The sequence below is a fragment of the Acinetobacter sp. TWP2-2-3 genome (assembly GCF_049896445.1).
In the GTDB taxonomy this organism is placed as follows: Bacteria; Pseudomonadota; Gammaproteobacteria; order Pseudomonadales; family Moraxellaceae; genus Acinetobacter.
Genome location: NZ_JAFCUI010000001.1, coordinates 54,345 through 78,054 on the forward strand (window position 1 = coordinate 54,345; position 23,710 = coordinate 78,054).

Annotated in this window: 21 protein-coding genes; 13 read left to right on the plus strand and 8 right to left on the minus strand. The window is 42.7% G+C overall.

Annotated elements, in window-relative coordinates:
• Positions 1–42: 42 nt before the first annotated feature.
• From ACP7AK_RS00295 to ACP7AK_RS00315, 5 genes are all read right to left on the minus strand, one after another.
• Positions 43–372, minus strand: a complete 330-nt coding sequence (locus ACP7AK_RS00295; RefSeq protein WP_004279668.1) for a four-helix bundle copper-binding protein — start codon at positions 370–372, stop codon at positions 43–45.
• A gap of 279 nt (positions 373–651) precedes the next feature.
• Entirely contained in the window at positions 652–1,617 is a 966-nt protein-coding gene (locus ACP7AK_RS00300) for a TauD/TfdA dioxygenase family protein (protein WP_425877955.1), read from the minus strand.
• Positions 1,618–1,795: 178 nt separating this feature from the next.
• On the minus strand, positions 1,796–1,930 hold the full coding sequence (locus ACP7AK_RS00305) for a hypothetical protein (protein WP_004730126.1): 135 nt from the start codon (positions 1,928–1,930) through the stop codon (positions 1,796–1,798).
• On the minus strand, positions 1,923–3,137 hold the full coding sequence (locus tag ACP7AK_RS00310) for an MFS transporter (RefSeq protein ID WP_422195810.1): 1,215 nt from the start codon (positions 3,135–3,137) through the stop codon (positions 1,923–1,925). Before ACP7AK_RS00310 ends, ACP7AK_RS00305 begins: the two co-directional genes overlap by 8 nt.
• Positions 3,138–3,294: 157 nt before the next feature.
• The gene (locus ACP7AK_RS00315; RefSeq protein WP_425877957.1) at positions 3,295–4,389 is read right to left on the minus strand and encodes an OmpW/AlkL family protein; all 1,095 of its coding nucleotides are present in this window, start codon (positions 4,387–4,389) and stop codon (positions 3,295–3,297) included.
• Positions 4,390–4,839: 450 nt separating this feature from the next.
• On the opposite strand from ACP7AK_RS00315, the gene ACP7AK_RS00320 reads away from it, so the two are divergent.
• A complete protein-coding gene (locus ACP7AK_RS00320) occupies positions 4,840–5,019 on the plus strand; it encodes a hypothetical protein (RefSeq protein WP_004646507.1) in 180 nt (59 codons plus the stop codon).
• A 286-nt stretch (positions 5,020–5,305) separates the two neighbouring features.
• Here the strand turns inward: ACP7AK_RS00320 and ACP7AK_RS00325 are convergent, their stop codons facing one another.
• Positions 5,306–6,094 (minus strand): A1S_2505 family phage non-structural protein, encoded by a 789-nt coding sequence (locus ACP7AK_RS00325; protein WP_004646509.1) that lies wholly within the window; start codon positions 6,092–6,094, stop codon positions 5,306–5,308.
• A gap of 365 nt (positions 6,095–6,459) precedes the next feature.
• On the opposite strand from ACP7AK_RS00325, the gene uvrB reads away from it, so the two are divergent.
• The 9 genes from uvrB (at position 6,460) to proB (ending at position 17,231) form a co-directional block, all read left to right on the plus strand.
• A complete protein-coding gene (gene uvrB, locus ACP7AK_RS00330; protein ID WP_425877960.1) occupies positions 6,460–8,481 on the plus strand; it encodes an excinuclease ABC subunit UvrB in 2,022 nt (673 codons plus the stop codon).
• Positions 8,482–8,625: 144 nt separating this feature from the next.
• A complete protein-coding gene (locus tag ACP7AK_RS00335; RefSeq protein ID WP_044112882.1) occupies positions 8,626–9,213 on the plus strand; it encodes a lipocalin family protein in 588 nt (195 codons plus the stop codon).
• 164 nt (positions 9,214–9,377) lie between these two features.
• Positions 9,378–10,316: an EamA family transporter RarD gene (gene rarD / locus ACP7AK_RS00340; RefSeq protein WP_425877962.1), complete on the plus strand. Its 939-nt coding sequence runs from the start codon at positions 9,378–9,380 to the stop codon at positions 10,314–10,316.
• Positions 10,317–10,422: 106 nt separating this feature from the next.
• Positions 10,423–10,716 (plus strand): hypothetical protein, encoded by a 294-nt coding sequence (locus ACP7AK_RS00345; RefSeq protein WP_005246824.1) that lies wholly within the window; start codon positions 10,423–10,425, stop codon positions 10,714–10,716.
• Between the two features lie 176 nt (positions 10,717–10,892).
• Positions 10,893–12,188, plus strand: a complete 1,296-nt coding sequence (locus ACP7AK_RS00350; protein ID WP_425877964.1) for a hypothetical protein — start codon at positions 10,893–10,895, stop codon at positions 12,186–12,188.
• 241 nt (positions 12,189–12,429) lie between these two features.
• The gene (locus ACP7AK_RS00355; RefSeq protein ID WP_004279679.1) at positions 12,430–13,887 is read left to right on the plus strand and encodes a glyceraldehyde-3-phosphate dehydrogenase; all 1,458 of its coding nucleotides are present in this window, start codon (positions 12,430–12,432) and stop codon (positions 13,885–13,887) included.
• Between the two features lie 182 nt (positions 13,888–14,069).
• Positions 14,070–14,444 carry a winged helix-turn-helix transcriptional regulator gene (locus ACP7AK_RS00360; RefSeq protein ID WP_425877966.1) on the plus strand — a complete coding sequence of 125 codons (375 nt, stop codon included), beginning with the start codon at positions 14,070–14,072 and terminating at the stop codon, positions 14,442–14,444.
• Between the two features lie 408 nt (positions 14,445–14,852).
• The gene (cgtA, locus tag ACP7AK_RS00365; protein WP_005107385.1) at positions 14,853–16,070 is read left to right on the plus strand and encodes an Obg family GTPase CgtA; all 1,218 of its coding nucleotides are present in this window, start codon (positions 14,853–14,855) and stop codon (positions 16,068–16,070) included.
• Between the two features lie 27 nt (positions 16,071–16,097).
• A complete protein-coding gene (proB, locus tag ACP7AK_RS00370) occupies positions 16,098–17,231 on the plus strand; it encodes a glutamate 5-kinase (RefSeq protein ID WP_005107384.1) in 1,134 nt (377 codons plus the stop codon).
• A gap of 75 nt (positions 17,232–17,306) precedes the next feature.
• Here proB and ACP7AK_RS00375 read toward each other — a convergent pair whose 3' ends face one another.
• Positions 17,307–17,903, minus strand: a complete 597-nt coding sequence (locus ACP7AK_RS00375; protein WP_425877969.1) for a phosphatase PAP2 family protein — start codon at positions 17,901–17,903, stop codon at positions 17,307–17,309.
• A 164-nt stretch (positions 17,904–18,067) separates the two neighbouring features.
• The gene (locus ACP7AK_RS00380) at positions 18,068–18,772 is read right to left on the minus strand and encodes an SIMPL domain-containing protein (RefSeq protein WP_004646521.1); all 705 of its coding nucleotides are present in this window, start codon (positions 18,770–18,772) and stop codon (positions 18,068–18,070) included.
• Positions 18,773–19,247: 475 nt separating this feature from the next.
• On the opposite strand from ACP7AK_RS00380, the gene ACP7AK_RS00385 reads away from it, so the two are divergent.
• The 3 genes from ACP7AK_RS00385 (at position 19,248) to ACP7AK_RS00395 (ending at position 23,624) form a co-directional block, all read left to right on the plus strand.
• Positions 19,248–20,621 (plus strand): diaminobutyrate--2-oxoglutarate transaminase, encoded by a 1,374-nt coding sequence (locus ACP7AK_RS00385; RefSeq protein ID WP_004646522.1) that lies wholly within the window; start codon positions 19,248–19,250, stop codon positions 20,619–20,621.
• A gap of 3 nt (positions 20,622–20,624) precedes the next feature.
• Positions 20,625–22,157 carry a pyridoxal phosphate-dependent decarboxylase family protein gene (locus tag ACP7AK_RS00390; RefSeq protein WP_425877971.1) on the plus strand — a complete coding sequence of 511 codons (1,533 nt, stop codon included), beginning with the start codon at positions 20,625–20,627 and terminating at the stop codon, positions 22,155–22,157.
• Between the two features lie 435 nt (positions 22,158–22,592).
• Positions 22,593–23,624: a substrate-binding domain-containing protein gene (locus ACP7AK_RS00395; RefSeq protein ID WP_004279710.1), complete on the plus strand. Its 1,032-nt coding sequence runs from the start codon at positions 22,593–22,595 to the stop codon at positions 23,622–23,624.
• The last annotated feature ends 86 nt before the right edge of the window (positions 23,625–23,710 follow it).

Sequence of the window (23,710 nt, forward strand, 5' to 3'; positions counted from 1 at the left end):
ATTGGAAGTGATTAAGTCAGTCAAGTTGATCAAATCGAATTTTTAAGCCGCCATTTTTCGGCATTCTTCAGCACAGCGGCGGCATGCTTCGGCACATTGCTGACAATGTTCATCTTCATGATGACCACATTCTTCTACACAGTAGTCACAGGCTTTCGCACAAAGTTCACATATTTCATGCATGAATGGAGATTGCTTTTGTTCCATACGGGCACACAGCTGACAAATATCTGCACAATCCAGACAGCGCTGGATACACTCCCGCATCATCTCCAGATCTTCTTCTTTAAGACAGGCACTGGCACAGTTGGCACATGCCAGGGAACAGTTCATACAGGTTTGAACACAATCTGAAAATTGAAGCTGATTCATTGTTGTTTCCTCTATCCATACGGTTATTGCTGATTTTCTAATACGCTAAGCAGAAAAAAGAAAATACACTAGGCAGATTAGGTGAGGAAAAGTAAACAGGCGCTTTGTTTTGTTAAGGAATTTACTATCTATACTTATATTCAGAGTTAGATATTTTTATTATTCGAGAAAATAAAAAACCATTGAGCCGGTCAAAGTCTCAATGGTACAGGATGTATAGATGAGTCATTATTATCGAAGGTTGTAATGACCTTTCTTGTTGTTCGGATTTTCTCATTTCTAAAACGGACGGCTACCCGCCAGACTGATGCGTTTTAATAAACGGCGCTGATCAGCCGGGAATGGACGGCGGGAGTGCAAAGTCACTTGATTGTCCCAGAACACGATATCGCCAATTTCCCAGTGATGTTCATAAGCGAATTCAGGTTTTGAAATATGCTCACGTAATTTTGCGATCAGTTCGCTACCTGCCTGATCATCATAATTGACCAGCTCGACTTCGGTATACGTGTTTAGCCAAAGCGCTTTACGGCCGGATTCAGGATGAGTGCGCACCAGCGGATGTGGATAGGCATGACTTAATATGGGCTGATCTTTAAAGCGATACAGCGGACTATTGCCGTAACCTTGATCATCAGCCTGATCTCTGGTTTTTTGACGGCGCACGAAAGGGTTGTAGGTAATCAGTTGTAGCTGATCGATCTCTGCCTTAGTTGTTTCATTGAGTGCATCATAGGCTTTAATGGTATTGATCCAGCTGGTCTGACCGCCGTCCTCAGGCAGTTCAATCGCATATAATAGGGAACCAAAAGAGGGTAATGGTGTCCATTGATGATCGGCATGTGGAGTCAGTTCACCATGCCCGGTGTAATCTCCCTGACCAACAGCATTGGAAACCGGCACGACATCGGGTGGAACACCGCTATCGGACTGCGCAGCCAGTACCGGTGTATCTGCACCGGGACGGAAAATGGAACCGAAATAAGTTGAAAATGCCAGATACTGTAAATCATCCAGACTTTGCTGTTTGAAGATCAAAATCAGATGCTCGGCCAGAGCCTGTTTTAATTTTAGAATGGTTTCGGATGACTGGGCTTTCCGGGCATCGAGACCATAGACCACTGCGCCTAAGGCCTGACCGGTTTGCGGTACAATCTTGATTTCATCCGGATGTTGCAATTGATCTGGCTGATGCCAGCGTGGGGCATCATGAATGGCTTGTGAAAGTTGGGTTAAGCTGGTCATTATAAAGTCTCAGAATTTTCTTGTTGATGAGAATCTAAGAAAATTCCGGACTGAAATAAAATCAAAAGAAATGATAAGTTTATGAATAATCTGTTATTTTTACTATTCAGTTGATTTTGAAACATTTAACTTATTGTGCGATGGATTGCGCATTTTCTGCTGAGGATATTTCAACAGTTTAGTGTGCGCAGAAAGCCTGATTAAAATATTCAAACAGCTCAGGGGTTTGTAACCACAGTCCAATCGACAAAGCCAGTAAAAGCAGGATTGCCACCACAATCGAGAGTTTGAGTTTCAGTAGAGAATCAGTCATGGACGATTTGCTCCTCATTGACCCAGAAATGCACCAGTACGCCAAAAATGCTGAGGACAATTGATAGCATCCACACCGCATTATAATTGCCGCTCAAATCATGGTTGACTCCACCGAGCCAGCCACCAAAAAATGAGCCAACCTGATGGGTAAAGAACACGATGCCACTGAGCATGGTCAGATATTTCACCCCGAACATATTCGCCACAATGCCATTGGTCAGCGGAACGGTCGATAACCAGAGTAACCCCATAATGACACCAAAGCTATAGACTGTCCATGTGCTGAGAGGCAGCATGAGAAAGGCAATAATCGCAATTCCACGCAATGCATATAATCCCATCAGTAGATGCGGTTTGGAATATTTGCCGCCCAGCCAGCCGGCCGTATAGGTGCCTACCACATTAAACAGACCCACTAAGGCTAAGAAGATCGTACCGGTTGTGGCATTAAACCCATGATCAATCAGATAGCCAGGCAGGTGAATGCCAATAAAAACGACCTGAAAACCACAAACAAAAAAGCCCATAGCCAGAAACCAGAAGGGTTTATGATTTTTCACCACCACCAGAATCTGTTTAAAACTGAGTGAGACTTTATTGGGTGTAGCGGCTGCGTTGGGATTAACATACATCGGTGCTTTCAGCATCCAAGCCAATGGCACAATCAGGGCAATCAAAATAGCACTGACCACCAGTGCCGCTGACCAGCCGACATTCTGTAATAGCAGCAGGGTCGAAGGCAGCATGATAAACTGACCAAAAGATCCGGCCGCACTGGCAATTCCCATCGCCAAACTGCGTTTTTCTGGTGGGGCAGCACGCCCGACCGCAGACAATAACACCGGAAATGAGGTGGCAGACAGGGCGAGGCCCAGAATCAGACCTACACTCAGATTAAGCAATAATCCGGTTGAGCTAACTGCCATCAACAGTAGACCGATTGCATATAAGGCGCCGCCTACAGCCACCACAATCTTGCTGCCATATTTATCGGCAAATGCCCCGGTAATTGGCTGAACTGCACCCCAGATCAGGTTTTGCATAGCAATGGCCAGGCTAAAAACATTATGACCCCAGCCAAATTCTTCGCTCATCGGCACCAGATACAAGCCAAATGCATGACGTACACCCAATGACAGTGCCAAAATGATGGCAGAGCCAATCAGCATAAAAATAAGAGCTTTGGAAAATTGACTGTCAGCCATACGTCATTCATGCCTATAAAGTTGATATGTATAGTATTCGATTCAAGCAATAGAGGCGATTAAATAAATATTGATCAAAAGATAAATTTTTTTTATTTAATATATTAAGCCTAAAAAAACGGCCGAAGCCGTTTTAATTAAAAATCGGATATTGAGCTTAGAAACGCATCCCAATCCCGGCATAGGCCAGAATCGGATTGACTTCGATATCGGCTTTAGAGCGAATCAGTTCACCTAGATTTGCATCTGTCACTGTAATTGTCGTGTCATTTTTTAGATGTGCATAAGAGACTGAACCGACTGCAAACCAGGTTTCATTAAAGTCATAGCTAAAGCCGACCGTGGCCACAGGCGCGAAAGCATCGGATGCTTCCAGATCAACTTTCGGGTTGGCTGAACTTGGCGTGCCATCCAGAGAAGCACCAGCTTTTCCTTCCTTGATATTGGCAATCATATGTCCGGCAGCAATCAGGTCTTGCTCGGTACGTGAGTTAATTTCCAGTTCATTGAAATAGGCATACATGACACCTAAGCCGACATAAGGCCGGAATTTATTGACCCCGGTTTTACCAAAGTGATACTGGAATTCAAAGGCAGGTGTCCATGCGCGGGCAGAAGCCGCCGGCCCATAAGCTTCCAGATCAGTAATGAGAATATCATTTTTCAATTCAATGCCAGGTAAATCAATTCCACCTGGAATTTGTGGAATTAAATCAAGACTTGGAGTCGCAAGCGCAGAAAAAGGCGCGTAGATTTTACCACTGCCTTGCAAGTCTACTTTAGGTGGAATGCCGGCTTTCATTTCAAAAGAAATATTATCGGTAAAATAGTAATTGGTCATAATGCCTAAGGTGGTGACATCATCCGCTTCCAGGCCAGTACCAGGATTATTCCAGCTTTCCAGTCCATAAATTTCAGCTCGCCCACTGAGCGCTGCAGGCAGTGTTTCTGTACCAAGTCGATCCAGAATATTAACAAAAACAGAGGAAAGGTTTGGATCCATGTCTGGATCAAGATTATTTTTCACAGAGTCAATTGAGATATCACCTACTTGTGATGTTTCACCTTCTTTGACAGCAGTATTCACTTTAAAGGGCTGGGCCTTGCCTTGCGGCATCACATGCAATGCACCGACCGATACCGAAAAGCGCTTAAAGCCATCTCCATCTTGCAAGCTAAAATAAGGGGAATCTGCATGCGCGACCATAGGTAAAGTGGCTAGGCCTGCCATACATGCCAGCAATGTTTTCATTGATTTGGAACTCCATGTCCAGTTTGTTTATTCGTTTTTCTAGTTAACTAATTATGTGAATTGCCTTAAAAAATTCAGTTATAGAACAACAGGTCAAAAGTTAAGCGATGGTTAATATTGGTAACCGATGTATATTTTTTGTTTATCTCTCTTGAGTTTTAAGAAATGAGTAGTATGTAAAAATCATTATTTTTATCTGACTAGCTTAAGTATAAAAGTGAAGGAAATTTGCTCTTGAGAGCGTTAAAATTTCAATTGAATGAATTTTTATCATGGAATATCTAGAGGAGAGTTTAGGTAAATTTTAGGCTGTATTACTTCAAGCATTTACCATCATGGGATGATTTTTTATTTTTCCAAAACAAGAGCATATGAATTTATCCAAGATCCTGCTACCCAGTCGACTGAGTTTTTTTGTACAATAGCTACATATATTATTGAGTGAATCACATGAGCACCCAAACTCCTCCCAAAAAAAAGCCCCTGGTTAATTTACCTTTCCCGATCAAGCAAGCAGAGCAAAATGCTGCAGAAGAAGTTCTGGAAGATTTAAGACCAAGACCGCAGCGTTATGCTGACCGTACCTGGATGCCACCACGTGGTACGCGCCGTTCAATGGGCAAACGCTAATTGATCAGACTCGAAAAGCTATGATAAATCATGGCTTTTTTTGTGGAAGTTTTTAGGGAGTTGGTGAGCAATATTTGATTTATTTTTCGAGCAAATAGAAAATGGTGCTCTAATTTATCCAAATCTCTTTCAATTTTATTCTTAATAAAGCAAACGAAATATTTAAGCTCTCTAAATGCCAATCAAAATAAAATCCAGGCCTAATTGATTTCATATTCGATATTTTAGCCGCCCAGAAAAAAGCCAATTTAAACATTGGCTTTTTTTGAAAGATATTTTGATAGCACTAACGAATGCTTTTACGCGCTTTATTTTCCGGTTTCGGTGGCGCAATTTCTCGCTCACCTTGCCAGACATCGATAAAATCTTTCTCGTTAATATTATAAAGTTCTAGTAGTGCTAAAATCACGCCTCCAAACAACATGGCACCTTCTGAATGGCTCTGAAAATCGACCAGCTTGGTATTTAGGTTGTGCAGGATATCTTCAATTTCAAAGACACGTTCCCGCCCATTGCTGTCGGTCGGATAGATCTGGGTATTTAAAATAATTCTCGCCAGACTTTTTTCATTTTCGGTCAAAGGCAGTTCTTCAATCAATTCATCGCTGGCCGGAGTTAAAATGACTGAATCGCGAAATATGGTATGTAAGAAATTTGCGCTTAATTTTGGCAGCGGCTTTTCGACAAAAGGACGGAAAGATTGTGGGAAAATTACATTGCGTGAGATGCCTTTAAACATCGGTGCAATTTCCTCGACTTTATAACCTGCGATCCCACAGCCCAAGGAAGTAATAAAATATTTATTTTTAGGATGATTTTTGGTGTAAATCTTAAAGTCATCAATATAGTGTTGAATTTGTGAGAGCGGCATTTGTTGTAAATGCTCGTTCATTGTTGGAATAGCATAGCTCTGACCCGCCCAGCCACGACCCACGCCCATGACTGCACCAAAATGCTCAAGTGCCGTTCTGGCAGCTCCACCACCATGCTGTCCAGCCAAGTTACTGCCAAAAACAAAAACCGTATTTTCCGGAAGGGATTTAACAATACTTTCATCGTGATAGTGGTAAGTCATAATTGTCTATTCTAGGCCGTCCTGATCTTCATGTTGCCCGTGAAATGAATAGGGGTCAAGGCAAAATTGTGCCGGACTAGCCAAACAGATAGGTCAATATTCCACCCATGATCCAAAACAGGATGCCGAGTACGCCCAAATAAAGCTGCTGGCTGAAAATGCTTGGTTTTTTCTGTATTTATTCCCTTTGTAACTGTATATTTTATTGATGATTTTTCAAACTAGAGAGTGAGTCAAGCGCTAACAAATAATGAATGCTAATATTGTTTTATTTTACCAAACAGAAACCTAAGCAGGGATTGAGTAATTCCAATTTACCCTCATAATAAATCAAATCTATATCCGCAGCGAAGTCAGCGAAAGCTATGAGTGATAAAAAACCCTTTGAATTAGTGACCAGTTATCAACCAGCAGGCGATCAGCCACAGGCCATTAAAAAACTTGTCAAAGGCATTGAACAGGGTTTTCATGATCAGCTTTTACTGGGGGTTACTGGGTCTGGTAAAACCTATACTATGGCCAATGTCATTGCACAGACACAGCGTCCGACCATTGTCATGGCACATAACAAAACTTTGGCTGCACAGCTCTACGGCGAATTTAAAGCATTTTTCCCCAATAATGCCGTCGAATATTTTGTCAGTTATTATGATTATTATCAGCCGGAAGCCTATGTGCCATCTTCAGATACTTTTATCGAGAAAGATGCTGCAATTAATGACCATATTGACCAGATGCGCCTTTCTGCAACCCGTTCACTCCTAGAGCGACGTGATGCGATTATTGTCGCATCGGTATCTGCGATTTATGGTTTGGGTGATCCAAATGCCTATATGAGCATGTTGCTGCATGTGGTGGAGGGTGACCGCATTGGCCGTGATGATATTATTCGCCGTCTGGTTGAAATGCAGTATTCGCGTAACGAACTGGAATTTCTGCGTGGTACTTATCGTATTCGCGGTGAAATTATTGATATTTTTCCGGCTGAATCGGATCAGGATGCCATCCGGATTGAACTGTTTGATGATGAAGTTGACTCCATTCGCTGGTTTGATCCGCTGACCGGGAAAATGGTTCGTAAAGTACCTCGCGTGACCATTTATCCTAAAAGCCACTATGTGACGCCTAAAGACAATTTATCCCGTGCGATTGAAACCATCCGAGACGAACTTAAAGAGCGTCTGGTGTTCTTCCGGGAAAATGACAAACTGTTGGAAGCCCAGCGGATTGAACAGCGGACACGCTATGATCTGGAAATGATGCAGCAATTAGGTTATACCAACGGCATTGAAAATTACTCACGTCATTTATCTGGACGCCCTGCGGGTGAAGCGCCGCCGACCTTGTTCGATTATATTCCGGATGATGCCTTGCTGATTATTGATGAATCGCATGTGACGGTGCCGCAGATTGGTGCCATGTACAAGGGTGACCGTTCGCGTAAGGAAAATCTGGTCAATTACGGATTCCGTTTGCCAAGCGCGCTGGATAACCGGCCGATGAAATTTGAGGAATGGGAACGGATTGTGCCGACGACTGTTTATGTCAGCGCAACGCCCGCACGTTACGAGCTGGAAAAATCCCAACAGATTGTCGAGCAGGTGGTACGTCCAACTGGTCTGATTGATCCAGAAATTGAAATTCGTCCAGTTTTGACGCAGGTCGATGATGTGCTTTCTGAAATTAATTTGCGTAAAGATATTAATGAGCGGGTACTGGTCACAACCTTGACCAAGCGCATGGCCGAAGATTTAACTTCTTATTTGAAAGAATACGGGATTAAGGTCGCTTATTTACACTCCGATATCGATACCGTCGAACGTGTCAAAATCATTCATGAACTGCGTACTGGGGTGCATGATGTACTGGTTGGGATTAACCTGCTGCGAGAAGGGCTGGATATGCCGGAAGTGTCACTGGTCGCCATTCTGGATGCGGATAAAGAAGGTTTCCTGCGTTCCGAGCGCTCTCTCATTCAGACCATTGGCCGCGCTGCACGTAACTTGAAAGGTAAGGCGATTCTGTATGCAGACCGAATCACTGATTCGATGCAGAAAGCCATTGATGAGACAGACCGTCGTCGTGCCAAGCAGATTCAGTTTAATGAAGAACATGGCATTACCCCGCGCAGTGCAGTGCGTCAGGTGATCAAGGAAATTGATACCGGTGAAGTATTGGATGATGATTCAATTGAATTGAAAGCCTCGGATCAGGCACGTGCGATCAGTGCGGATGAGCGGCATATCATGGCAGATCCAAAAATGTTTGCGAAACACATTAACAAGCTTGAAAAGGAAATGCTGAAAGCTTCCAAAGAGCTTCAGTTTGAGCAGGCTGCGCGTATGCGTGATGAAATTGTGCGTTTAAAAGCTCAGATGTTTGATTGAGTGGTTTAGCATGTAATTATATTTAAATTACGTAAAATCAATCACAAAGCAAACACAATGTAACAAATTAAGGGCTGTGATAAAGCTATTGTATGAACAGAATTTTTTAAATAAATATTTTGTGAACATGCAATAGGTATCTTTATGACAACTCAAAAATCTTCACGTACCGGATTAAAGCTGGCAAAAATTGCGGTGGGTAGCGCGGTTCTTCTCGGTTTAGGCGCCGCTACTATGGCTTATGCGAAAGACGAGCCATTACCGACCATTGAGAAAGTTGAACTGGACCGTTATTTGGGCACCTGGTACGAAGTGGCACGCAAACCTTTATATTTTCAAAACAAGTGTGATCGTGATGTCACAGCGACTTATACTTTAAATGAAAATGGCAATATTGTGGTGGATAACCGCTGCATTAAAAAAGATGGTGGACAAACCCAGTCATTGGGTGAGGCATTTGTGCAAAATCCACCGCAGAATACCAAGCTAAAAGTCAGTTTCCTGCCAGACTTTATTCGCTGGATTCCGGTCGCTCGTGGCGATTATTGGGTCTTAAAACTGGATGAAAATTATCAAACTGTTCTGGTCGGTGAGCCAAAACGTAAATATATGTGGATACTCTCACGTGATCCGCAATTGGATAAAAATGTGGTGAATGAATATTTACAATATGCACAGTCTGTTGGTTATGACTTGAGCGATGTGATTCATACCAAACAAACTCAAAGATAAAAATATCGTCTTAATGGAAACCATGCTTAGGTATGGTTTTTTTTATTTTACGTGTCGAAAGACAATCTAAAATCTAGAGATAACTACATTTTAAATAGATGAAGCATCAAGCTTTCTATTGTACTAATCGTTATAATGCCGGCGAATGAAAGTAGAGTTTGACTATGTATAAAGGCATCGCGTTATCTGTCTTGGCCTCTGTGGTTTTTGGAGTGCTTTATGTATTTACGCCTTTTTTACAGCCTTTAGATAGTGAACAGACCTTTGCATGGCGCATGCTGGCAACTTTACCATTTCTGACTGCCTTCATGTGGTGGTCGGGTGATCTGAAACATATCGGCAGTATTTTTAAACGGGTGTTACAACAGCCTTCCTTTTTGATCTGGTTGCTGATCAGCTCACTGTTGTGTACCACGCAATTATGGTTGTTTCTATGGGGGCCTATCAATGGACGTGGCCTCGAAGTCTCGCTCGGTTATTTTCTGCTACCTCTGGTGATGGTGCTGGTCGGTTGTGCGCTTTACAAAGAAAAATTGTCATCCTTCCAGATGGTTGCGGTTGCTCTGGCAGTATTGGGGGTAGGGCATGAAATCTGGCGTATCGGTTCAATTGCATGGGAAACGGTTTATGTCGCTTTAGCATATCCACTTTATTTCTTTATGCGGCGTAAATTCGCGACCGATCATCTTGGTGGATTCTGGTGGGATCTATTTCTGATTTTGCCTGTGGCATTTTATTTGGGCTTTATCTATAGCGATTCCATGCCGCTCATGTTGAATCATTCCCACTTGATCCTGGCAGTTCTTGGATTAGGCTTTTTAAGTGCGCTCGGTTTGGGTAGCTATATTTTGGCCAGCCGATATTTGCCCTTTGTCATCTTTGGACTGTTGAGTTATTTGGAGCCGGTACTGCTCGCTTTTGCCTCGATGGCGCTGGGTGAGCGCGTGGAATCAGGTGAGTGGTTGACCTATATTCCAATCTGGCTGGCTGTTTTACTGCTGGTTGTGGAGGGAATCTTGCATTTAAAACAGCAGCAGCTGAAAAAATATGAGCTGGCAAATAAAGCCGCACAGCTAGAAAAAATCAGAAAAAATAATGAATAATGTGGTTTGCATAAGCATTATATTCGTCAGACAATATTGACCTGATTATTTTCAAAATCGTCTACTTTGTTTAAAAGAATGTTTTCTATATTTTAAGGGGATAAACATGTCACAGATTGCGATTCCATATCAGTTACGTGCACGTTTATCACAACTGGAACCAAGTCTGGATTTAAATTGGGAGCGAGAGCTTCGTACTGTTCTGGCAGAAGTTTCACCAGAATTAAAAGAAAGTATTGATTTTCAGATTTTAAAGCCCAAGAAAATTCTTTGGGATCGGGAAATGGATCAATACCGCTATCAGGCTCACCATTCGGTAGAACGTCTCAGCCAAAAATTTCTCAATGACCAGATGCGTTACTATGCCAGTACCTTTGGGTTGTCACTAAAAAGTTTGTAGGGTTTGAATGATAGTTTGCAAATCGCAGACTATCTGGAAAACGTCCTGGAACAAATTGATAAAATTGACGTCAATGAAAATTTTCAGATGCAGCGTGAAAAGCTGGAACTGCGTCGTACATTTTTATTAAATGCTGCTGAAATTTTCGCGGCCTCCGCTTACAGCCGGTTGAAGGGGTGCGTCAGCTTACCGAACAGCACATTAAATACTTTATTATTGAAGTTTTTATCAAGCAGCAATTGTTGGGTTATTGGCATAAGCCGCTGTTAAAAAAACAGACGGCGGAAATGACGCATCCACTTTTCCGTTATTTCCTGATTAAAGAACAGCAGATTCGTCATTTTGATATTGTCCGTACCTCGCAATTTCTATTTATCGTTGCGCCGGTGATGGATGTGCAGCAAAACTCGTATTCGATTCGCCGTTTCCTGATTGAAGAAAAAGGTGCACTTGAAGATCAGGTCTACCTGAATATCCTGATTCTGGACTTGCAGGATGACATGGATGAAGCGGTGGTAGAAACCCTGAAATCACAGATGCAGCGGATGGTGACTTTACAGAGTCAGATTCATTTGGATGTAATCGACATTGTGCATACACTGGAACAGGTGTCTGAACAGAAGTTATTACCTTTACTGGTTGAGCCCATTCACGTTGTAGAGAAAAATGCCGATGTGGTGGCACAACGTCACCTGAAGCAGTTTGAAGAAATTATGACGCGTGAATTGCTTTTGCCGATGCGGGATGCCATTCGTGATCATTTGTCGCATCTTGAAGAGTTTGATTATCTGTATCTGCATGTCCATAAAATATTTACAGAAATTCTGGCCTATTACCGCGATTTCAAGTCCCAGCCGGGTTTCATGTTTAATCAGTACATGCAGAATTTTGAATATAAACTGCTGGCTTTTATCCGTTTACTGGAAAAGCGTAAAGCGGAAACCTTTATTCCTACCCACCGTAATGAATGGCAAGTCATGCATCAGCGTTCACAGCAGGCTGTTCTGGATATTCAAAATACGATTTCTGAAAATGTACAGCAATACCGGGATCTGAAAAAATATATTAATACACTGCAGCGGCAAAAAGTGGATGAAGAGAAAAAATCCGTATTTAAAAAGTTGTGGCGTAAAAATAATTTCGATGAGGCGATTGATACCGCGCTCAATCAATTGCAGCAGTTAAAGCGTAGTATGTTTCTGGAAATTATTCAGGTGCCAAGAACACATGAAAACTGTAGCGTATTTCTGGAATTTGAAAGTTTGCAGCATTTACAGCAGGTTGATCGCCACTATGCTTTTCCCTCTGGGGACAATGGCCTGACCCGTTTACCTTTGCTCATTCATTTGCCCGAAACCTATGATGATTTCGATGTAGAAAACTTCAATGCCTCCATGAGTCTGGACATGAATTTTTCAGCAGGGAGTAGAATCCAGCCTGAACAGGGCGGGACGCTAAATTTTGAAATTTAGATTTGTTTGAATAAACAACATTTAACAAATTTGTGTCAGGTACGAAAAAAATAGTGGTCTTTAGAATTTTCGGATGCAAAATCATTCGGCTAATTACAACTATTTTTGAAATTTATAGTGAATATACGTTAAAAACTACCCGTCTCAACGAGCTTTTGATTCAAACTTGCGGCCAATTCCATTACAATTGTCGGGTTTAGAAATTTATGCTTAGATTTACAATTAATTAGAGGACGTATCTGTGAGCAAAGACACTATTGTTGCCCTCCATGCAGAACACCAAGGTCGCTGGAAAAACCGTGAAGAACTTGCGGAACGTATGATTGCCCTTGTTGGCCAGTTATATCGTGAAAAAAATATTGTAGCTACAGTTTATGGTCGCTCTTTAATTAACCGTTCTGTGATTCAGATTTTGAAAGCACATCGCCGTACTCGTGTACTGGACGTTGAACTTTCTGTAGTTGATACTTTCCCAATTCTTGAAGCATTGGTGAAAGTAGAAAACATCGGTTCTGCTGAAGTTGATCTGGGTAAACTTGCTGTTGAATTTAAAGAAAAAGGCGGCGACATCGATGCATTTGTTGCAGACGCTGTTAAATCGATCGAAGGCAATGCTGCTGCTGTAGAACATAAAGATGTGGTTCTTTATGGTTTCGGTCGTATTGGTCGTATCCTGGCGCGTTTGATGATTGGTCAATCAGGTCTGGGTCGTGGTCTTAGCCTGAAAGCAATCGTTGTTCGTAAATCATCTGATGGTGATTTGGAAAAACGTGCTTCTTTACTGCGTCGTGACTCTATTCACGGTCCATTTGCAGGCACAATTTCTGTAGATGAAGAAAACGAAGCAATCATTGCCAACGGTAACTTCATCAAAGTGATTTATGCTTCTAATCCTTCTGAAGTAGATTACACTGCATACGGTATCAACAATGCACTTGTGATCGACAACACGGGTAAATGGCGTGATGCTGAAGGCCTTGCTCAACACCTTAAATGCCCGGGCGCTGCTCGTGTGATTTTGACTGCACCTGGTAAAGGTGACATGAAGAACGTAGTTTACGGTGTAAACCAAGCGGATATCCTTGATGAAGATACGATCATCTCTGCTGCAAGCTGTACGACTAACGCGATTACACCTACACTGAAAGTATTGCATGACAAATACACAGTGTTGAATGGTCATGTTGAAACAGTTCACTCGTTCACGAACGACCAGAACTTGATCGACAACTACCATAAAGCTGACCGTCGTGGTCGTGCTGCAACATTGAACATGGTCATTACTGAAACTGGTGCAGCGAAAGCAGTAGCGAAAGCGCTTCCAGCTCTTCAAGGTAAATTGACAGGTAACTCTGTACGTGTACCTACACCAAACGTATCTCTTGCGATTCTTAACCTGACTTTAGGTCAAGATGTTGATCGTGATGAAGTGAACGAATACATTCGTCAGATTTCAATCGGTTCTAGCCTGCAAGGTCAAATCGGTTATACCAACTCGACTGAAGTGGTATCTTCTGACTTTATCGGTTCACGCACTGCAGGTGTATTTGACGCGCAAGCAACGATCACTTCAGGCAACCGTTTAACTGCTTATGTTTGGTACGATAACGAAGTGGGTTATAGCTGCCAGGTATTGCGTATTGCTGAACAAATGGGCGGCGTAAGCTATCCAAAAGTTCCTGCTGAAACTAATGCATAATTAGTATTTAGCTAAAAAAGAGCCTCATTTGAGGCTCTTTTTTTATGATTTTTTTATTTAAAGCAGACTTTTTAATCTAATAAGAATCGATAAATCTGCTTGCTGGCGAAATATGAATCTGATAACTTACAAAGAGTAAGTATATTAAAACGAGTAAGTAATAAAAATATTGTGAGAATGTTATGACAAATTATGCAATCAGCCCGTTACTGGGGCAGGTTTTATCAACTGAATGTCCATCACGTGAAATATTGGAACACCTTGCCAATAAATGGTCGGTCTTGGTTTTGCGTTGCCTGAGTGAAGGGGTGCATCGTTTTAGTGAACTGAAACAACACATTGAAGGGGTAAGTGAAAAAATGCTCTCCCAGACTTTAAAAATGCTAGAACAAGATGGTTTTATTTTGAGAACGGTTTATCCGGTGGTGCCGCCAAAAGTGGAATATCAATTGACGATTACTGGCTCACAAGCGGCTGAAAAAATCATGTATTTAATTGGCTGGATTGAAAAAAGTCTGCCAGTTATTTTAGAGCATAAACAAAGTATTATTAAATAGTTTTCATTAAGTGGCAGGAATGCAGTGTTTATGAAAATACAAAATTTGAACTTATCTTGGTGTATATAAAATACAGATTTTAAAAGGTATCCGCATCAGAATATTTTCTTGTGAACACGGCTTTTGAAAAATTTACTCCTCTATAAATTATTTTAAAAATCATTAAGAAATTCACAAAAAGAATTTCCAAAATAGGGGATAGTATTAGGGCAAAAGCGCTTGATTTCCTACCACTTCTTTTCCATCTTTTAAGCATTCTGTTTCTAAATCTATGCCTTAGATAGGTCAAATAGGCTTGGTGAGAAAACGACTAACTAAGATTTATGGGATTGCTGCATAATTCTATTCGAGAAATTCTTTAAAATATGGCAGAATATGGGGTTTTAAAGTTTTTAGAGGATTGGCAATATGCGCTTTGTTGATGAAGCAGTCATTACCGTAGAGGCTGGCGACGGTGGCAATGGCGTAGCCAGTTTTCGCCGTGAAAAATTCGTGCCATTTGGTGGTCCAGATGGTGGTGATGGTGGTCGTGGCGGCAGCATTTATATTCAGGCTGACGACGACACCAGTACGCTAGTTGATTATCGTTATACACGTAAATATCGTGCAGAACGAGCAAAAAATGGCCGTGGGGCGAACTGTGCTGGTCGTGGCGGTGAAGATACCGTATTAAAAGTTCCGGTAGGAACAACAATTGTAGATGTTGAGTCTGGTGACATTATTGGCGACTTGATCGAAGACGGTCAACGCGTGAAAGTTGCAGCAGGCGGTGATGGTGGTTTGGGTAATACCCACTTTAAATCATCGACCAACCGTTCACCACGTAAGTGTACGCATGGTCAAAAAGGCGAATTCCGTGAAATCCGTCTAGAGCTTAAAGTTCTGGCAGATGTCGGCTTGCTGGGTATGCCAAATGCGGGTAAATCAACCTTCATTCGTGCAGTCTCGGCAGCAAAACCAAAAGTTGCAGATTATCCATTTACCACCATGGTGCCAAACCTGGGTGTGGTCGATGCCGATAGTCACCGTTCATTCGTGATGGCGGATATTCCGGGCCTGATCGAAGGCGCATCTGAAGGTGCAGGTCTCGGGATTCGCTTTCTGAAGCATTTGGCGCGTACCCGTATCTTGTTGCATATAGTTGACGTACAACCGATTGATGGCTCAGATCCGGCACATAATGCCAAAGCAATTATGAAAGAGTTAGAAAACTTCTCCCCAACGCTTTCAAAACTGCCGATCGTATTGGTGCTGAACAAAGTCGATCAGTTGGCCGAAGAAACCCGTGAAGAATGGTGTACCCATATTCTTGAAGAATTGCAGTGGGAAGGGCCGGTTTTTGAAACTTCTGGCTTAACGGCTGAAGGCACCAAAGACGTGGTTTACTATCTGATGGATCAGATCGAAGAGCAACGTGAACGCGAAACTGAAGATCCAGAATATGCAGCAGAAATGAAAGCATTCCGTGATCAGCTTGAAGCTGAAACACGAGAACAAACCATCGCTGCAAAAGAAGCGTATCGTGAGATGCGTCGTCAGCAACGTCTTGCCGGTATTCTGGGCGATGATGAAGATGATGAAGATGGCGATGATGATAGTGATGTGGAAGTGTACTACGTACGCTAATCTCTGAGAGAAGAGTCTGAGGACAAGATGATAGAAGTGGTAGATGGGCAGCGTCAGCTCAAGGGTTGTAAACGAATCGTTGTTAAAATCGGATCATCTTTACTCACAGCAAATGGACAAGGTTTAGATTTAGATGCCATCTCGCATTGGGCGGGACAAATCGCAGATCTACACAATGCAGGACACGAGATTATTCTGGTGTCTTCCGGTGCTGTGGCTGAAGGTATGGTGCGAATGAAACTTGAGAATCGACCCACCGATCTACCCAGTCTTCAGGCTTGTGCTGCCATCGGTCAGATGGGTCTGATCCATACTTGGTCAAGCGTACTAGAGAAACACCAGATTCGAACTGCGCAAGTATTGTTAACCCATGATGATCTGGCAGATCGTCGTCGTTATCTCAATTCATGTGATGCTTTGCAGAACCTGATTGACTGGCGTGTGATTCCGGTGATCAATGAAAATGATACTGTTTCGACTGACGAAATTCGCTTTGGTGACAACGACACACTTGCTGCGATGGTTGCGGGTCAGGTGCATGCAGACCTTCTGATTATCTTAACGGATCAGGAAGGTATGTTTGACTCAGACCCGCGGTCTAATCCAGATGCCAAATTGTTCCATACGGTACGTGCGATGGATGAAAGTCTGTTTGATATGGCCGGTGGAGGCGGTAAATTTGGTCGTGGTGGTATGCTGACCAAAGTTCGTGCAGCCCGTCTGGCGGCAAAATCTGGCTGTCCGACCTTAATTGCAAGTGGTGATAGTGATGGTGTTCTATCACGTCTAATGTCTGGCGAATTGTTAGGTACCTTGTTTGTCACTGACAAAGACCGGATGACAGCGCATCAGCAATGGTTGGCAGCACACCTGCAGACTGCAGGTCGTTTAGTGATTGATGATGGTGCAGTAAAAGCCATTAAAGACAATCATCGCAGCTTATTGCCTGTCGGTGTAAAAGCAGTTGAGGGGCACTTCGAACGTGGCGATGTGGTGGAATGTGTTGATCGACAAGGTCATCGCATTGCTGTAGGGCGTGTCAATTTCAGTTCGCGTTCTGCGGAAATCGTTAAAGGTTTGGCATCAGATAAAGTACATCAGGTGTTAGGTGAAGCACGTTCACTAGAAATGATTCATCGCAATCATATGGCGATTTATTAAGTCATTCAGATTCAAATTTAAAGATTCAAAAAATCCCGCTTTCGAGCGGGTTTTTTTATGACATTTTAACTAGATTTATTTGATCCAGCCCATTCGAATTAAAGGCGAAAATAACCAATAATGAATACCCAAAATAAAGTTTATGATTTGATTCTCATATTTCCACCACAGCGGCAAGCCAGCTAAATTTACTATTATTGCCATCAGGAATGCACCCAGCATATCAATCGGAAAATGCACACCGACATAAACACGCGACCATGCCACCAGCCAAGCTGTCCAGATTAGAATTCGTCCCAAGTCTCGCTGCGGTGAAAAATAATAGGCGAAGGCAATCCCACTAAAAATACTCATATGGTTGCTGGGAAAAGAACCAGTCGGTGCATGTTCAATCAGAGTGCGACCAACATCCATCACAAACGGGCGTGGGGTATTGAGTACCGCAGACAATACTTCACTCATGAATAATGTAATAGCTGTAAAGATGAAGGCTTTAATAATCCCTGTTTTTACTTCGTAACTACCACGGAACCAGGCAATAGCAAAAATCAGCAAAAAAAGATAAACCAGGTCATGCGCAATCAGGGAGGCATAGTTGATTATCCAGATCGAAGCTTGGTCGGGTACATTTAAGATATGAAACAGGTAAAGATTCAATTGGTCAAGGGACATGAGCAGAGAAGACTGGAATAAATGTCCGTTACTCTAAACCGGTCAAACCTCAATTCCTACCTGAGTTTGTATGAATTTGTAGCCTCGCTTTTTAAAGAATATTCACATGATAAAGAACCACCCAAAAGGGTGGTTCTTAAAAGTGCGAATAATATAATGAAGTCTTATTTAAACTGAATCGCCCCATTCGCGCTGACCGTCATTTGCGATTCGCCCGCCGCAACTTCCTGCTCAGGAACCGCCATATCAGCCGATGCAGATTTCATCATGGCCATACGCGGTACTGGCTGTGGTGAATAGTTATTAGTATTCAGGTTTAAGTTCACCAGTTGATAACTCGGTTTGTTCCAGGTCTGGGTGAGTGCCTGTGCGCGTTGCTGGAAGTTTTTGGTGGCTTCAATCATCAGCTCGCTTTCAACTTTTTTACGCTTTTCGTCAGATACCTTGAAATTAATCGACTGGGTCTGGAAGTGCTGTTGTAATTCAGCAATCAATTGAGATGTCGCTTTAAAATCTTTTGATTCCAGACGAATCTGGGCACGACCACGCCATTCTTTTAATTTGCGGTTGTCATTGTCATAAATAGGGTAAGTACTTTGTGCCCCAGTCTCGATTTTCACAGTAGGATATTTGCGTGCTGTGGCGATCGCCTGATTCATCAGCTGGTTAATTTGAGTGGCCAGTTCAGCTGGTTGTTTGTTGGATTTTTCAATATAAAGCACAGCATGCATTTCATCATTTGAGATTTCACGGCTAGCCTCTGCTGAAAGATTAACAACATTATAATTCAGAGATTCAGCAGGAGCTGCAAATGCGCCTGTGGCGAGGGTGCTGGCAAGGATCAAACTGGTAAGTGCTAAGAGACGCATGAAATTGTCCTGTTTTTCTTAAAATTGGCCATCTAAGCCGTTGTTAAAATATTAAATCTCAATTGTGATCTTTTTACGAAATATTTGTCGTAAGAGTGTTAAATTTTCTTTAATTTTATCTCATTATTTGATTTATATTTATTATTAATAATTAAATACTTAATGAATAATTTTAAGATTGATTACCGGAATGTCGCCTGCGCTACAAAAAAGCATAAAAGAACACGCTTTTCTTTCTGCTGTCACACTGTAAGATGATGATTTAGGGGATGGATTAGCATGATGTTTTTTTTCGATAAAGATTAGGACAAAATGTGACTGAAAGTTGTTTATTTTCCTGAAAAATTCGGTATCATCCGCCTCCTAGTTATTCGAATACAAAACTGCTAGCTAGAACCTTTATAAAGCGCCGAGTCAAAGGACCAAACGTCACCAGACTTATTTCTTTCACCCATATCAGAGATGGTAATTCGATATGAGCGTTACTTCTGTAAACCCTGCCACCAATTCCACAAACGAATACTACTTGACTCGCCAAAGTCAGATGGAATCGAATGTGCGTAGTTATCCACGTAAATTACCGTTAGCGATAGCGAAAGCACAAGGTTGCTGGGTTACCGATGTTGAAGGTACTGAGTACCTTGATTGTTTAGCTGGGGCAGGGACGTTGGCTTTAGGCCATAATCATCCTGCAGTCATTCAAAGTATCCAAGATACGATTGCAAGCGGTTTACCATTGCATACGTTGGATCTTACTACTCCTTTAAAAGATGCTTTTACTGAAGCACTTCTTTCTTATCTTCCAGGTGGTCAAGAAGAATACTGCTTGCAGTTCTGTGGTCCATCGGGTGCAGATGCAACCGAAGCCGCGATTAAACTGGCAAAAACCTTTACTGGTCGTAGCTCAGTGATCAGCTTTTCTGGCGGCTACCACGGTATGACCCACGGTGCATTGGCAATGACAGGTAACCTATCTGCGAAAAATGCAGTGAACGGTTTGATGCCGGGTGTACAGTTCATGCCGTATCCGCATGAATACCGTTGCCCATTGGGTCTTGGTGGTGAAGCCGGTGTTGATGCTTTAACTTATTTCTTTGAAAACTTCATTGAAGATGTCGAAAGTGGTGTGACCAAACCTGCAGCTGTAATTCTTGAAGCGATTCAAGGTGAAGGCGGTGTGGTAACGGCGCCAGTAAAATGGTTGCAAAAAATCCGTGAAGTGACTGAAAAACACAACATCGTATTGATTCTTGATGAAGTTCAGGCTGGTTTTGCACGTTCAGGCAAAATGTTTGCATTCGAACACGCAGGGATTGAACCTGATGTTGTAGTGATGTCTAAAGCCGTAGGTGGTAGCTTACCGCTTGCCGTACTTGGTATTAAACGTAAGTTTGATGCTTGGCAGCCAGCAGGTCATACCGGTACTTTCCGTGGTAACCAATTGGCGATGGGTACAGGTCTTGCAACGATCAATACCATTAAAGAACAGAACCTGGCTCAAAATGCACAAGAGCGTGGTGATTTCCTGCAAGCTGAACTTAAAAAACTGGCTACTGAATTCCCGTGTATCGGTAACGTGCGTGGCCGTGGTCTGATGATCGGCGTTGAAATCGTAGATGAGCGCAAAGATGCGGATCATATGGGTTCTTTACCTGCTGATGGTCAGTTGGCTGCAGCGATCCAAACCGCTTGTTTCAACAATAAATTATTGCTTGAGAAAGGTGGTCGTAACGGTACAGTGATTCGTTTACTTTGCCCGTTGATCATTACTCAAGACGAATGTGTTGAAGTGATTGCTCGTTTCAAAAAATCGGTTGCTGAAGCACTAGTTGCAGTTCGAGGCGCATAATTCATGGTAGATTTCGCAGAACATCGTAAAGCGTTACTCTGCAATGATGCTGCATCCATTGCTGACTATCAGGCTGGCATGGACCAAGCGACCAAAGCGGTTGCGGCATGGTTGCAAAACGACAAAATGTACACTGGCGGCAGCATTAACGAGCTACGCAGTGCGATTGCATTTAATCCTTCAAAAGAAGGTTTGGGTGTAGAAAAATCTCTTGAGCGTATGGTTGGGCTATTCCTCAACAAGAGCTTAAAAGTACATCATCCACATTCACTTGCGCATCTTCACTGTCCAACAATGGTGACCAGTCAGATCGCGGAAGTGCTGATTAACGCAACCAACCAGTCAATGGACTCATGGGATCAAAGCCCGGCCGGTTCGTTGATGGAAGTTCAGCTGATTGACTGGTTACGTCAAAAAGTCGGCTATGGTGCAGGTCAGGCCGGTGTATTCACTTCTGGTGGGACACAGTCTAACTTGATGGGCGTATTGCTGGCGCGTGATGCTTGCATTGCGAAAAACTGGAAAGACGAAAACGGTAATCCGTGGTCGGTTCAGCGCGATGGTATTCCTGCGGATGCGATGCATAATGTCAAAGTCATCTGTTCTGAAAATGCACATTTCTCTGTGCAAAAGAACATGGCGATGATGGGCATGGGCTTCCAGTCAGTGGTCACTGTTCCTGTGAATGAAAATGCACAGATGGACGTAGATGCACTGGAAAAAACCATGGCGCATCTTCAGTCTGAAGGCAAGATCGTGGCATGTGTGGTGGCAACAGCGGGTACAACGGATGCTGGTGCGATTGATCCATTGAAAGCAATTCGTGAAATCACCAATAAATATGGCGCGTGGATGCACATCGATGCGGCATGGGGTGGTGCACTGATTCTATCCAATGACTATCGTTCTATGCTGGACGGGATTGAGCTGTCGGATTCGATCACGCTTGATTTCCATAAGCATTATTTCCAAACCATTTCTTGTGGCGCGTTCCTGCTGAAAGATGAAGCGAATTACCGTTTCATGCATTATGAAGCAGAGTATCTGAACTCCGCTTATGATGAAGAGCATGGCGTTCCTAACCTGGTATCGAAGTCACTACAAACGACGCGTCGTTTTGATGCATTGAAATTGTGGATGACAGTTGAAGCACTGGGCGAAGAGCTTTATGGTTCGATGATCGATCATGGCGTGAAATTAACCCGTGATGTGGCAGACTACATTAAAGCGACTGATGGTCTGGAGCTTCTGCTTGAGCCTCAATTCGCGTCTGTCTTGTTCCGTGTGGTTCCAGCGGGATATCCGGTTGAATTACTCGATACGCTCAATCAAAACGTAGCAGACGAACTGTTTGCGCGTGGTGAAGCGAACATTGGTGTGACGAAAGTCGGTCAGGTTCAGTCTCTGAAAATGACCACTTTAAGCCCGGTTGCAACGCTTGATAACGTGAAGAACTTGCTGGCATTAGTACTTGCAGAAGCGGATCGTATCAAAGATTCAATCGCTGACGGTACTTATACGCCACCCATTGCATAAGTGATGGTGGTGTGAAAAAAAGGAGATCGAAATGATCTCCTTTTTTGTGCGCTTAAAAATAAAAAAAGGTCCTTTCCCAGATCGAAATTCCTCACAAAAACACGGAAGGTCTGAATCCCGTTTGGCCTGTTATTTATTTGTCATAGGCTTATGTAAAACTGGGGAGCAGGATTTATCCTGAGTTCAGGTTTATAAAAATTGTTACATGTCATTGGTCTAAAATTTTTTATTGAAGTGAATGACATAAAGAACTTAATCATTGAAATCCATAAAAATTTAATCAAGAAAAAGCCGCTAGATTAAAAATCACTAAATCGTAATAAAGCTGTAACTTATCTGTCATATTCTAAAATCAAAATGCAGGTATCGAAAGAAGTACAAAACTGAATAAAAAGTGGTGTACTCCAAATTTGCATAAATGAGAGAGATACTAGAATGCGCTTTACAAATATAGCTTTAGCATTAGCAGTAACCGGGGCAACTGCTGTAACGACTGCACACGCAGCACGTGACACCATCCAAATTGCAGGTTCTTCAACTGTACTTCCATATGCCAGTATCGTGGCAGAAGAATTCGGTAATACTTTTCCACAGTTTAAAACACCAGTTGTCGGTTCTGGCGGTTCTTCAGGTGGTTTAAAACAGTTCTGTAATGGCGTGGGTGATAATACGATTGATATCGCAAACTCTTCTCGTCAAATCAAGAGTACAGAGCTGGCAGAATGTAAAAAGAATGGCGTTAACCAAGTCCTAGAAATCAAAATTGGTTATGACGGTATTGTGTTTGCATCGAATGCAAACAAAGCGGCTTATAAACTGCGTCCACAACATGTCTTCGCTGCACTTGCTGCACAACTTCCATCAAATGGAAAAATGGTCGCTAACCCGTACACGCGTTGGAACCAAATTGACAAAGCACTTCCGAATGAACCTATCACCCTGGTAATTCCTGCGTCGAATCATGGTACGCGCGAAGTCTTCCAGGAGAAAATGGTGGATGCAGGTTGTGAAACGTATGCTGCAATTAAGTCTCTAGACAAAGATGCTAAGAAAAAAGCTTGTACAACATTCCGTAAAGATGGCCGTGTGGTTGAGATTGCCGGTGACTATACCGAAACATTGGCACGTTTAAAAACTTCTCCAAGTGCCGTAGGTGTGTTTGGGCTAGGTTTCTATGACCAGAACCGTGACCGTCTACGTGTTGCCACAGTGAACAATGTAGCGCCTTCTGAAAAGACCATCTTGAATGGTGCTTATCCGGTATCACGCCCATTGTTCTTCTACGTAAAAGGCGAGCATTTGAAATCGATCAAAGGCTTACCGCAGTTCACAGAATACTTCCTGAACAAGAAAGTATCTGGCAAAGGCTCTAAGCTGGAAAAAGCAGGTCTGATTTCAATGTCTGATAAAGAACGTGCAGCAGTCCTGGCAAATTTCAAGGCTGGTAAAGCGGTTGTTGTGAAGTAATAAATGATTTTGAAAACGCTGGTGGTAGGGTCAACCTACCATCGGCTTTTTGCGATAAACAAGTTTTTTCAAACCATGAAAATTGA

Coding starts and splice junctions, on each gene's coding strand:
- ACP7AK_RS00295 (WP_004279668.1), bottom strand. CDS start 372: ATGAATCAGCTTCAATTTTCAGATTGTGTTCAAACCTGTATGAACTGT.
- ACP7AK_RS00300 (WP_425877955.1), bottom strand. CDS start 1,617: ATGACCAGCTTAACCCAACTTTCACAAGCCATTCATGATGCCCCACGC.
- ACP7AK_RS00305 (WP_004730126.1), bottom strand. CDS start 1,930: ATGACTGATTCTCTACTGAAACTCAAACTCTCGATTGTGGTGGCAATC.
- ACP7AK_RS00310 (WP_422195810.1), bottom strand. CDS start 3,137: ATGGCTGACAGTCAATTTTCCAAAGCTCTTATTTTTATGCTGATTGGC.
- ACP7AK_RS00315 (WP_425877957.1), bottom strand. CDS start 4,389: ATGAAAACATTGCTGGCATGTATGGCAGGCCTAGCCACTTTACCTATG.
- ACP7AK_RS00320 (WP_004646507.1), top strand. CDS start 4,840: ATGAGCACCCAAACTCCTCCCAAAAAAAAGCCCCTGGTTAATTTACCT.
- ACP7AK_RS00325 (WP_004646509.1), bottom strand. CDS start 6,094: ATGACTTACCACTATCACGATGAAAGTATTGTTAAATCCCTTCCGGAA.
- uvrB (WP_425877960.1), top strand. CDS start 6,460: ATGAGTGATAAAAAACCCTTTGAATTAGTGACCAGTTATCAACCAGCA.
- ACP7AK_RS00335 (WP_044112882.1), top strand. CDS start 8,626: ATGACAACTCAAAAATCTTCACGTACCGGATTAAAGCTGGCAAAAATT.
- rarD (WP_425877962.1), top strand. CDS start 9,378: ATGTATAAAGGCATCGCGTTATCTGTCTTGGCCTCTGTGGTTTTTGGA.
- ACP7AK_RS00345 (WP_005246824.1), top strand. CDS start 10,423: ATGTCACAGATTGCGATTCCATATCAGTTACGTGCACGTTTATCACAA.
- ACP7AK_RS00360 (WP_425877966.1), top strand. CDS start 14,070: ATGACAAATTATGCAATCAGCCCGTTACTGGGGCAGGTTTTATCAACT.
- cgtA (WP_005107385.1), top strand. CDS start 14,853: ATGCGCTTTGTTGATGAAGCAGTCATTACCGTAGAGGCTGGCGACGGT.
- proB (WP_005107384.1), top strand. CDS start 16,098: ATGATAGAAGTGGTAGATGGGCAGCGTCAGCTCAAGGGTTGTAAACGA.
- ACP7AK_RS00375 (WP_425877969.1), bottom strand. CDS start 17,903: ATGTCCCTTGACCAATTGAATCTTTACCTGTTTCATATCTTAAATGTA.
- ACP7AK_RS00380 (WP_004646521.1), bottom strand. CDS start 18,772: ATGCGTCTCTTAGCACTTACCAGTTTGATCCTTGCCAGCACCCTCGCC.
- ACP7AK_RS00385 (WP_004646522.1), top strand. CDS start 19,248: ATGAGCGTTACTTCTGTAAACCCTGCCACCAATTCCACAAACGAATAC.
- ACP7AK_RS00390 (WP_425877971.1), top strand. CDS start 20,625: ATGGTAGATTTCGCAGAACATCGTAAAGCGTTACTCTGCAATGATGCT.
- ACP7AK_RS00395 (WP_004279710.1), top strand. CDS start 22,593: ATGCGCTTTACAAATATAGCTTTAGCATTAGCAGTAACCGGGGCAACT.